Consider the following 10,857-nt stretch of genomic DNA (forward strand, 5'->3'; position numbering starts at 1 on the left):
AATTTCAGGGACAGGTTAATAGCATCTTATGGAAAAGCACACGCCTCATTACGACTTGGCGGTGGTCAGGGAAGAGGTTCTCAGGATGGGAGCCGAAGCGTTCACTATGACGGCTCGTGAAGGCGGACGAAAAATGGGCTTAAGCATTGGCCAGATGCTCAGGGTGGTTTATTTGCTGGAGTATCGAATGCTCCACAAATCGATGACCAGCCATGCAGACCATCGAGTCTGGCAAGACGTGTATTACAGTAAATTCGAGAATCGGGAGATTTACATCAAGGTGACCTACCGCCCCCGCGGAGGTCATCCGGTGATCTCCTTCAAGGAGAAACACCCATGAAAACTCAGCAATGCGTCAGCTGCGGTACCCACGATGGAATGCATCACTTTTCAGGTCGAACCTTTACCATCGATTACAAGCAATTCGCGCGGGTGGTACACCATATCGCGGGCTGGGAATGCCAAGTCTGCCATGAGATCGAATTCGATCAGCAGACGGACAGTGCCAAGCGCTACTCCGATGCCAGCGACAAACTGCTCGAAGACTGCTTTCAAATCATGGGAAGCGAGATGAAACGCATCCGCCGCAAACTGCATCTCACACAAAAAGACGCAGTAGCCCTACTGTCAGGCGGCGGTCACAACGCCTTTTCTCGTTATGAACGCGGCGAAATCGCTCCGCCTCAAGCGCTGTTCGCGCTGATGCACCTGCTGGATCGTCACCCGCACCTCCTCGCCGAAGTACAGGCGTTGAGTGAAGGTACTAACCTGCGGCGATTGCTCGCCGAGCGTTTCCCTGAACATGAAACTGCGTTGGTCACCTGATTGGATCTGCAACCAAAAATAAACCCGGAACTGAGTCCGGGTTTATTTCACTGCCTGAATCCGATCAATGCAGAATCTGGCTCAGGAACAGCTTGGTACGCTCATTCTGCGGATTGTCGAAGAAGTCGTTTGGCGCTGCCTGTTCAACGATCTCGCCCTTGTCCATGAAGATCACGCGGTTGGCCACGGTCCGCGCAAAACCCATTTCGTGGGTTACGCAGAGCATGGTCATGCCGTCTTCCGCCAGACCGATCATAGTGTCGAGAACCTCTTTGACCATCTCGGGATCGAGCGCCGAAGTCGGTTCGTCGAACAGCATGATTTTCGGTTTCATGCACAGCGCACGGGCAATCGCCACACGCTGTTGCTGACCGCCGGACAGTTGCCCCGGAAACTTGTGCGCCTGCTCCGGAATGCGTACGCGTTCCAGATAATGCATGGCGATTTCCTCGGCCTTGCGCTTGGGCATCTTGCGCACCCACATCGGCGCCAGCGTGCAGTTCTGCAGGATGGTCAAATGCGGGAACAGGTTGAAGTGCTGGAACACCATGCCGACTTCACGGCGGATCGCTTCGATCTGCTTGAGGTCATTGGTCAGCTCGACGCCGTCTACCACAATGCGGCCCTGCTGGTGTTCTTCCAGACGATTCAGGCAACGGATGGTGGTGGATTTGCCGGAGCCCGACGGGCCGCACAGCACGATACGCTCGCCCTGCTTGACGTTGAGGTTGATGTCTTTCAGTACGTGGAACTGGCCGTACCACTTGTTCACGCCCTGCATCTGAATAATGCCTTCGGGGCTCACAGGCTTTTTGATTGCTTCGCTCATTACAGAACTTCCCAAATTAGGTAGCGACTTAGCGCTTGTGGCCAGTGTCGAGCTTGCGTTCCAGATGCATGGAATAGCGCGACATACCAAAACAGAAAATCCAGAACACCAGGGCGGCGAACACGTAGCCTTCGGTGGCCATGCCCAGCCATTTCGGATCGGCAGCGGCTTGCTTGACGCTGTTGAGCAGGTCAAACAGGCCGATGATGATCACCAGACTGGTGTCCTTGAACAGCGCAATGAAGGTGTTGACGATGCCGGGAATAACCATCTTCAGGGCTTGCGGCAGAATCACCAGGCCCATCGAACGCCAGTAGCCCAGGCCCATCGCCGCAGCGGCTTCGTATTGACCTTTGGGGATCGCTTGCAGCCCGCCGCGCACCACTTCGGCGACGTACGCCGACTGGAACAGGATCACGCCGATCAGCGCTCGCAGCAGCTTGTCGAAGTTCATGCCTTCGGGCAAGAACAGCGGCAGCATCACCGAGGACATGAACAGCACGGTGATCAACGGCACGCCGCGCCAGAACTCGATGAAGGTCACGCAGACCACGCGGATCGCCGGCATGTTCGAACGGCGACCGAGGGCCAGGACGATGCCCAGCGGCAATGCGCCGGCGATACCGACAGTGGCGATCACCAGGGTCAGCATCAGGCCGCCCCACTGGCTGGTCGCCACCTGAGTCAGACCGAACACACCGCCGTGCAGCAGACACCAGGCCACGATCGGGTAGATCACCAGAAAGCTCAGCCCGTACACCGCTTTGTGCGCGACGCGCTTGATGAACAACGGCGCGACGCCAATCACCGCCAGCCACACGGTCAGGTCAACGCGCCAGCGCAGATCGGCCGGGTAGTAGCCGTACATGAACTGGCCGAAACGCTGCTGAATGAACACCCAGCAGGCGCCCTCCTTGGTGCAGTCGGCGCGGGTGGTGCCGACCCAGTTGGCGTCGATGATCGCCCAGCTGAGAATCGGCGGCACGATCAGGTAAATCAGGTAGAACGCGAACAGCGTCAGCAGCGTGTTGAGCCAGCTGGAGAACATGTTCGCGCGCATCCACGCCACCACGCCGATGCTGCTGCTCGGTGGGGGCATGTCGGGTTTGAAAGTATGAGTACTCATGCGCTTTTCCTTACCGCTCGATCAGCGCAATGCGCTTGTTGTACCAGTTCATCAGCAGGGAAATGCTGATACTGATCGCCAGGTACACGCTCATGGTGATGGCAATCACTTCGATCGCCTGACCGGTCTGGTTGAGCACGGTGCCGGCGAACAGCGAAACCATTTCCGGATAACCGATACCGGCCGCCAGCGAGGAGTTCTTCGCCAGGTTCAGGTATTGGCTGGTCAGCGGTGGAATGATTACGCGCAGAGCTTGCGGAATGATCACCTTGCGCAAGGTCGGGCCGTTGCGCAGTCCCAGCGAACGCGCCGCTTCGGTCTGGCCGTGGCTGACCGACTTGATCCCAGACCGTACGATCTCGGCGATGAACGCCGCGGTGTACACGGTCAGGGCCAGGGTCAACGCGAGCAGTTCCGGGATCAACACCCAGCCGCCAACGAAGTTGAAGCCTTTGAGCTGCGGCATTTCCCAATGCAGCGGCGCGCCGAAGATCAGTGCGCACAGCGCCGGAATCACTACGAGGATGGCCAGGCCAACCCAGAATTTGTGAAACGGGACGCCGGTTTCTTCAAAACGCTTGGTCGCCCAGCGGTTCATCAGCACGACGCCGATGATGGCCACCACGACGCTGATCACGAACGCCCAGAAACCGTCCGCCGCCAGCGCGCCCGGCATGTTCAGGCCACGGCTGCTGACAAAAAAGGTATCGCCGAAGTTGTGACTGTTGCGCGGTCCCGGCATGGTCAGGAACACCGCGAAGTACCAGAACAGGATTTGCAACAGCGGCGGAATGTTGCGGAAGACTTCCACATACACCGTCGCCAGTTTGCTGATGATCCAGTTCGGCGACAGCCGCGCCACGCCGACGATGAAGCCGAGCAAGGTCGCGAGGATCACGCCGATGAACGTCACCAGCAAGGTGTTGAGCAGACCGATCACGAATACCCGGGCATAGCTGTCCGATTCGGTGTAGTCGATCAGGTGTTGAGCGATGCCGAACCCGGCGCTGCGCTCCAGAAAGTCGAAGCCGGAGGTGATGCCCCGGTGTTGCAGGTTGGTCTGAGTGTTATCGAACAGATACCAGCCCATCGAGACCACCGCGACAATGGTGATGATCTGGAATAGCCACGCACGCACTCGTGGATCGCTGAGGCTGAACCTCTGCTTTGGTGCGCCGATTGAATTTTGCATGAAGTGCCCCGAAAGAAATGGAACAGAACATCACCCGGCGGTTGGCCCGCCGGGTGATAGAACCATTAGCGCACTGGTGGTGCGTACTGAATGCCGCCGTTGTTCCACAGCGCGTTCAGGCCACGGTCGATTTCCAGCGGAGTGCTCTTGCCGAGGTTTTTCTCGAAGATTTCGCCGTAGTTACCGACCTGGGAAACGATTTTCACCACCCAGTCCTTCGGCAGTTTCAGATCCTTGCCGTACTCACCGTCGCCGCCCAGCAGACGTGCAACGTCCGGGTTCTTGGTCGACTTGGCTTCTTCCAGTACGTTTTTCGACGTCACGCCGGCTTCTTCAGCGTTGAGCAGCGCATAGCCGACCCAGCGCACGATAGCCAGCCACTCGTCATCGCCGTTACGCACGACTGGACCCAGCGGTTCTTTGGAAATGGTTTCCGGCAGAACCACGTAGTCCTTCGGCGTAGCCAGTTTGCTGCGCTGAGCGAACAGTTGCGATTTGTCCGAGGTCAGCACGTCGCAACGACCGGATTCCAGCGACTTGGCGCTTTCATCGGAGGTGTCGAAAGTGATCGGGGTGTACTTCAGGCCATTGGCGCGGAAGTAGTCGGACACGTTCAGCTCGGTGGTGGTACCGGCCTGGATGCAGATGGTTGCACCGTCCAGTTCCTTGGCACTTTTCACGCCCATCTTGCTGTTGGCCAGGAAGCCCACGCCGTCGTAGTAAGTGATGAAGCCGGGGAATTTCAGGCCCATGCCCGCGTCACGCGAACTGGTCATGGTGGTGTTGCGCGACAGGATGTCGATCTCGCCCGATTGCAGCGCGGTGAAGCGCTCTTTGGCATTCAACTGACTGAATTTGACCTTGGTCGCGTCGCCGAAAACCGCAGCGGCCACAGCACGGCAGACGTCAGCGTCGATCCCGAGGATCTTGCCGGTCGAATCCGGTACCGAGAAACCCGGCAGACCGTCGCTCACGCCACACTGCACGAAACCTTTCTTCTGCACGGCATCCAGGGTTGCACCCGCCTGAGCGAACCCGCTGACACCGAGGACTGCTGCAGCAGTCACGATGGCCAGGGTGGATTTCAACATCTTCATTCAAACCTCCAGTTTTGCTCTTGTTGTGTCGGAGCTTGAGTTCCGTCGCACCCTTTTGAGGCGTTGCTGACCCGTGTTGGCTTTTTTTAGGGTCAACCGACGCAGAACCTTCGCTATGAGTCTAGTAGGAGACAATCCACATCATGGACAACTCACTTCTCACCATCGGCCGAACGGGCTGTAGCCCTTTCACGTTCGCTAAGCCCGTAGCGGTCATTGGCGAACATCCATCACCGGATTCTTTGCTTTCCCCCCGCCCGACGTTCACTGATAGTGTTACCGCCGGGCGCGAGATCAACTGCGCGAATTCTTCATAGCAAAGCCCGTACCACACTGGTCGCCGATACGACTGTGCGACAGGTCAATAGCAAAACTTGTAACCTTGCGACATCTTCTTAACGGATCACCCCGGCGCGCACCTCAATCACGCACTTAATGAGAGCGCCCGCACATATTTGGAGCAGCCATGACCGAGCCCTTGATTCTTCAGCCTGTTAAGCCCGCAGACGCCTGCGTGATCTGGCTGCACGGCCTCGGCGCCGATCGTTACGACTTCCTGCCGGTGGCCGAGGCCCTGCAGGAAAACCTGTTGAGCACACGCTTTGTATTGCCACAGGCGCCTACTCGTCCCGTGACCATAAATGGCGGATATGCCATGCCGAGCTGGTACGACATCAAGGCCATGAGCCCGGCACGCGCGATTGATCGCGATGAGCTGGAAGCTTCCGCCGATCATGTCCTCGAATTGATCGAACAACAGCGCGCCAGCGGAATAGACGCCTCGCGGATTTTTCTCGCAGGGTTTTCCCAAGGTGGCGCCGTGGTTTATCACAGCGCTTTTCTGCGCTGGCAGGGCCCCCTGGGCGGGGTGATCGCATTGTCGACGTATGCGCCGACTTTCAGTGATGAACTGGAGTTATCCGCCAGTCAGCAGCGAATTCCGGTGCTGGCGTTGCACGGTCAGTTCGACAACGTGGTACAGAACTCGATGGGCCGCACGGCGTATGAGTATCTGAAGGCTCATGGTGTCACCGTGACATGGCAGGAATACCCAATGGAGCACGAAGTGTTACCCGAGGAAATTCGCGATATCGGCGTGTGGCTGAGCGAACGCCTGCGCTGATCAGTTCTGCAATAAAAGCCCTTTGATCATCCCACTACGCCGCGCCCGATTCTTGCATTACACTGGCCGGCGTACATTCCTTAACCAATTGATGAGATGACCGTGCTCAAAGCACTCAAGAAAATGTTCGGTAAAAGCGAGGCTGAGCAGCTCGCGCCAGTTCCCAGTGCGCCGTCCCGCGCCTCCGGTCATCAAAGCGATGCCCCTCAAGCTGACCGCCACGTTCCGGTAGCGGCACCCAAACGCGAACCACGGCCAGCACCGGCCACGCCTGTTGTTGATGCTCCAGTTGCCGAGCCAGCACACAGCGAAGCGCCGAAACCAGCCAAGCCGCGTCGCGAACCGAAGCCCAAGGCGCCGGTGATTCCGTGGAAGCTCGAAGACTTCGTCGTCGAACCACAGGAAGGCAAAACCCGTTTCCACGATTTCAAATTGTCCCCGGAACTGATGCATGCCATCCAGGACCTGGGCTTCCCGTACTGCACGCCGATCCAGGCGCAGGTGCTGGGTTTCACCCTCGCCGGCAAAGACGCCATCGGCCGCGCCCAGACCGGTACCGGCAAAACCGCCGCGTTCCTGATCTCGATCATCACCCAGCTGCTGCAGACCCCGCCGCCGAAAGAGCGCTACATGGGTGAGCCACGCGCACTGATCATCGCGCCAACCCGCGAGCTGGTGGTGCAGATTGCCAAAGACGCCGCGGACCTGACCAAGTACACCGGCCTCAACGTCATGACGTTCGTTGGCGGCATGGACTTCGACAAGCAGCTCAAGCACCTCGAGGCGCGCCACTGCGACATCCTCGTGGCCACGCCGGGCCGTCTGCTCGACTTCAACCAGCGCGGCGACGTGCATCTGGACATGGTCGAAGTGATGGTGCTGGACGAAGCCGACCGCATGCTCGACATGGGTTTCATCCCGCAAGTGCGGCAGATCATTCGTCAGACGCCGCCGAAGAACGAGCGTCAGACGCTGCTGTTCTCCGCGACCTTCACCGAAGACGTGATGAACCTCGCCAAGCAATGGACCACCGACCCGTCGATCGTCGAGATCGAGTCGCAGAACGTGGCCAGCGAAAACGTCGAGCAACATATTTACGCGGTAGCAGCCGCCGACAAATACAAACTGCTCTACAACCTCGTCACCGACAACGGTTGGGAGCGGGTGATGGTCTTCGCCAACCGCAAGGATGAAGTGCGGCGCATTGAAGAACGTCTGGTGCGTGATGGCGTCAACGCCGCGCAACTGTCCGGCGACGTGCCGCAGCACAAGCGCATCAAGACTCTGGAAGGTTTCCGCGAAGGCAAGATCCGCGTACTGGTTGCCACCGACGTCGCCGGTCGCGGCATCCACATCGACGGCATCAGCCACGTGATCAACTTCACCCTGCCGGAAGTCCCGGACGACTACGTGCACCGCATCGGCCGTACCGGTCGCGCCGGCGCCGATGGTGTGTCGATCAGCTTCGCCGGAGAAGATGACTCTTATCAGTTGCCTTCGATCGAAGAGAAGCTGGGCCGCAAGATCAGCTGTGAAACACCGCCGACGCATCTGTTGCGTGCGGTTGAGCGCAAGCGTCCCGAGTAAGCGAAGCGATAAAGGAAAGCGCAGCCGGCAACGGACTGCGCTTTTTTTTCGTCTGGATATTGTTCGCCTCGACTAAAAGTCCATAATGGACAAATTAGTTTATATCCAGACGGCGGAGCCGACATGTCCAGTACGCCTTACGTGATCGACCAGACCCAGGCCCGCGAGTTGCTGGCGCGGATTGATGTGCCGCAGATCCTGCGCAACCTGTTCCGTGATCTGGCGGCCGGGCACGCAGTGCAACCGGCGCAGCAACTGGTGGAATTTCCACAGGGCGCCGGGGATTTCATCAATTATCTGGGCGTACTCGCCGAGGACGGCGTGTACGGGGTCAAGACTTCGCCGTACATCGTGCGCGAGCAAGGCCCGCTGGTGACCGCGTGGACGCTGTTGATGTCGATGAAGACCGGCCAACCGCTGCTGTTATGTGATGCCGGTGAGCTGACCACCGCACGCACGGCGGCGACCACAGCGGTGGCAGTCGATGCCCTTGCGCCGTTGAACGCACAACGCCTGGCGATCATCGGCAGCGGCAAGGTCGCCCAGGCGCACCTGCATTACGTCAAAACATTGCGCGACTGGCAGAGTATTACGTTCTATTCGCCAAGCCTGAGCTCCGACGCCGAAACCGCGAAACTGCTGAAATCCCTCGATCCACGCCTGACCATCGCCGCCAGCCGCGAAGCCGCCATCGCCGATGCTGACGTGATCATGCTCTGCACTTCGTCCGCCGGCCCGGTGATTGACCCGGCGAACCTGAGCAAACCGGCGCTGATCACTTCGATCAGCACCAACGCTGCACGCGCTCACGAAGTGCCGCCGCACAGCCTCAACGACATGCAGGTGTTCTGCGACTATCGTCTGACCACCCCGGGTTCGGCGGGTGAGATGTTGATTGCCGCTGAACAACACGACTGGAATCCCGATTCAATCCTCGGTGACCTCGCGGACCTGCTCAGCGAAAAAGTGCAGCGCCCGGAATATCACCGCCACGTATTTTTCCGCTCGATTGGCCTGGGCCTGGAAGACATCGCCCTGGCCAATGCGGTTTACCAATTGCAGCGCTGACAGCGGAGATCATCATGAGCCACGCAGATTTCATCATCATCGGCGGCGGGATTGCCGGCGCTTCCAGCGGTTTCTGGTTGTCGCCGCACGGCAAGGTGATCGTGCTGGAGCGCGAATCGCATCCGGCCTATCACTCCACCGGCCGTTCGGCCGCGCTGTTCACTGCCGCGTACGGCACGCCGCAGGTGCGCGCGCTGACTCAGGCCAGTCGCGCGTTTTTCGATAACCCGCCCAGCGGATTTTGCGAACATCCACTGCTGACCCCACGCGGCGAGATGACCGTGGATTTCACCGGCGATCCGGCCGAGCTCAACAATCAATACCTGAGCGCCAAAGCCACGGTGCCGGAGATGCAACTGCTCAGCGCCGATGAAGCCTGCGCAAGGCTGCCGATCCTGCGCCGGGAAAAAGTCCACGGCGCAATCTACGATCCGTCCGCCAGCGACATCGACACTGACGCGCTGCATCAGGGTTATCTGCGCGGTATTCGCCGCAACAAAGGCGAAGTGCACACCGATTGCCAGGTGCTGGGCCTGAGCCGCGATGCCGAAGGCCTGTGGCAGGTCGAGACCAACGGCCAGACGTTCAGCGCCCCGGTTGTTATAAATGCCGCAGGCGCGTGGGCCGACAAGGTCGGTGCATTGGCCGGCGCCCAGCCGTTGGGCCTGCAACCGAAGCGCCGCGCCGCGTTCATTTTCGCCGGCCCTGAAGGCGTGGATATTCATCACTGGCCGATGCTGGTCAGCCTCGATGAATCGTTCTATATGAAGCCCGACGCGGGCATGTTCCTTGGCTCGCCAGCCAACGCCGACCCGGTGGAACCGCATGACGTGCAGCCGGAAGAACTCGACATCGCCATGGGCATTTACCAGATCGAGGAAGCCACCACCCTGACCATCCGCCGCCCGACCCGCACCTGGGCCGGTTTGCGCAGCTTCGTCGCTGACGGTGACCTGCTTTGCGGTTTCGATCCGCAGGTACCGGGGCTGTTCTGGGTCGCGGCGCAGGGCGGTTACGGCATTCAGACGTCTCCCGCCATGGGCCAGGCCAGTGCGGCATTGGTGCGCGGTGAAGCACTGCCCGAACACCTGCAGCAGTTCGGTCTGAACGCCGCGATGCTCGCCCCTGCCCGCCTGCGCGGATGACGCGCGCGACCGATTGCGGCACACTCGCAGCGCCCCTGTGCACGAGGCGCTGACGCTTTCTGGAGCTACACAATCATGACCGCCGCCGAAACCAAACCCGAGCTGAACGACGCTGCGCTGGACAACTTCCGCGCCATCGCCGACGCCATCGCCACGCTGTTCTATCCCCACGCTGAAGTGGTGCTGCACGACCTGCGCACGCAGAAGGTCGATTACATTGCCAACAACCTGTCGAAGCGCGACATCGGCGATGACTCGGCGCTGGAAGACATGCTCAGTGAAGACGTCAGCGAACGGAACATCGGCCCCTACGAAAAGCTCAACTGGGACGGTCAGAAGATTCGCAGCCTGAGCAGCGTGCTGCGTGACAGCGAAGGGCGTCCGCTGGCGGTGCTGTGCATCAATCTGAATATTTCGCTGTTCGAGAATGCCAAGGCTGCGCTGGATCTGTTTCTCTCGCCGAGCAAACTGATCCCGCAACCGGACTCACTGTTTCGCGATGACTGGCAGGAGCGCATCAACACCTTCCTGCACAACTGGCTGCGCGAACGGCAGCTCAGCCTGAGCGTGCTGACGCGTGATCACAAACGGGAATTGGTCTTGGCGTTGCACGCCGAGGGCGCGTTCAAAGGCAAGAGTGCCTCGAACTATGTGGCGAATGTGCTGAACATGGGGCGGGCGACGGTTTACAAGCATTTGAAGGAGTTGAAGGGCTGAACTTTATTGGCTGGTCTGGCCTCATCGCTGCATTGGTATCTACACATCTAAGTTCTTCGGCTGGCCATCCAGCCGATGGCTTCTTTAGCAAAAGCCGCCAGCTCCTCTGGGGTGTGTTGCTCCAACGTCTCACACATGGCCAAAAGCA

11 protein-coding genes are annotated in these 10,857 nt (G+C 59.3%); 7 read left to right on the forward strand and 4 right to left on the reverse strand.

What is annotated here, in order from left to right:
* The first annotated feature begins 28 nt into the window (after positions 1-28).
* Together ACP7EE_RS25980 and ACP7EE_RS25985 are read left to right on the forward strand one after the other, a co-directional pair.
* Positions 29-340 (forward strand): type II toxin-antitoxin system MqsR family toxin, encoded by a 312-nt coding sequence (locus tag ACP7EE_RS25980; RefSeq protein WP_426237787.1) that lies wholly within the window; start codon positions 29-31, stop codon positions 338-340.
* Positions 337-825, forward strand: coding sequence for a type II toxin-antitoxin system MqsA family antitoxin (locus tag ACP7EE_RS25985; protein ID WP_426237789.1), 489 nt, complete (start codon positions 337-339; stop codon positions 823-825). The genes ACP7EE_RS25980 and ACP7EE_RS25985 overlap by 4 nt, the downstream gene beginning before the upstream one ends.
* A gap of 64 nt (positions 826-889) precedes the next feature.
* On the opposite strand, the gene ACP7EE_RS25990 is transcribed toward ACP7EE_RS25985, so the two are convergent.
* From ACP7EE_RS25990 to ACP7EE_RS26005, 4 genes are all read right to left on the reverse strand, one after another.
* Positions 890-1,654, reverse strand: a complete 765-nt coding sequence (locus ACP7EE_RS25990) for an amino acid ABC transporter ATP-binding protein (protein WP_150603734.1) — start codon at positions 1,652-1,654, stop codon at positions 890-892.
* A gap of 28 nt (positions 1,655-1,682) precedes the next feature.
* Complete coding sequence (locus ACP7EE_RS25995; protein WP_426202353.1) at positions 1,683-2,780, reverse strand: amino acid ABC transporter permease; 1,098 nt, start codon at positions 2,778-2,780, stop codon at positions 1,683-1,685.
* Positions 2,781-2,790: 10 nt separating this feature from the next.
* Positions 2,791-3,972, reverse strand: coding sequence for an amino acid ABC transporter permease (locus tag ACP7EE_RS26000; protein WP_426237791.1), 1,182 nt, complete (start codon positions 3,970-3,972; stop codon positions 2,791-2,793).
* 65 nt (positions 3,973-4,037) lie between these two features.
* Positions 4,038-5,069, reverse strand: coding sequence for an amino acid ABC transporter substrate-binding protein (locus ACP7EE_RS26005; RefSeq protein ID WP_420647734.1), 1,032 nt, complete (start codon positions 5,067-5,069; stop codon positions 4,038-4,040).
* A gap of 466 nt (positions 5,070-5,535) precedes the next feature.
* Here ACP7EE_RS26005 and ACP7EE_RS26010 point away from each other — a divergent pair, with 466 nt between their 5' ends.
* From ACP7EE_RS26010 to ACP7EE_RS26030, 5 genes are all read left to right on the forward strand, one after another.
* Entirely contained in the window at positions 5,536-6,192 is a 657-nt protein-coding gene (locus tag ACP7EE_RS26010; protein WP_426237793.1) for an alpha/beta hydrolase, read from the forward strand.
* 96 nt (positions 6,193-6,288) lie between these two features.
* The gene (gene rhlB, locus ACP7EE_RS26015) at positions 6,289-7,779 is read left to right on the forward strand and encodes an ATP-dependent RNA helicase RhlB (protein ID WP_426237795.1); all 1,491 of its coding nucleotides are present in this window, start codon (positions 6,289-6,291) and stop codon (positions 7,777-7,779) included.
* Positions 7,780-7,902: 123 nt separating this feature from the next.
* Entirely contained in the window at positions 7,903-8,847 is a 945-nt protein-coding gene (locus tag ACP7EE_RS26020; protein ID WP_426202360.1) for an ornithine cyclodeaminase family protein, read from the forward strand.
* Positions 8,848-8,861: 14 nt separating this feature from the next.
* Complete coding sequence (locus ACP7EE_RS26025; protein ID WP_426202362.1) at positions 8,862-9,992, forward strand: NAD(P)/FAD-dependent oxidoreductase; 1,131 nt, start codon at positions 8,862-8,864, stop codon at positions 9,990-9,992.
* Between the two features lie 75 nt (positions 9,993-10,067).
* Complete coding sequence (locus tag ACP7EE_RS26030) at positions 10,068-10,709, forward strand: helix-turn-helix transcriptional regulator (RefSeq protein WP_420647729.1); 642 nt, start codon at positions 10,068-10,070, stop codon at positions 10,707-10,709.
* Positions 10,710-10,857 lie beyond the last annotated feature (148 nt).

Origin of the sequence: Pseudomonas sp. TWP3-2 (assembly GCF_049897765.1) — a bacterium.
In the GTDB taxonomy this organism is placed as follows: Bacteria; Pseudomonadota; Gammaproteobacteria; order Pseudomonadales; family Pseudomonadaceae; genus Aquipseudomonas.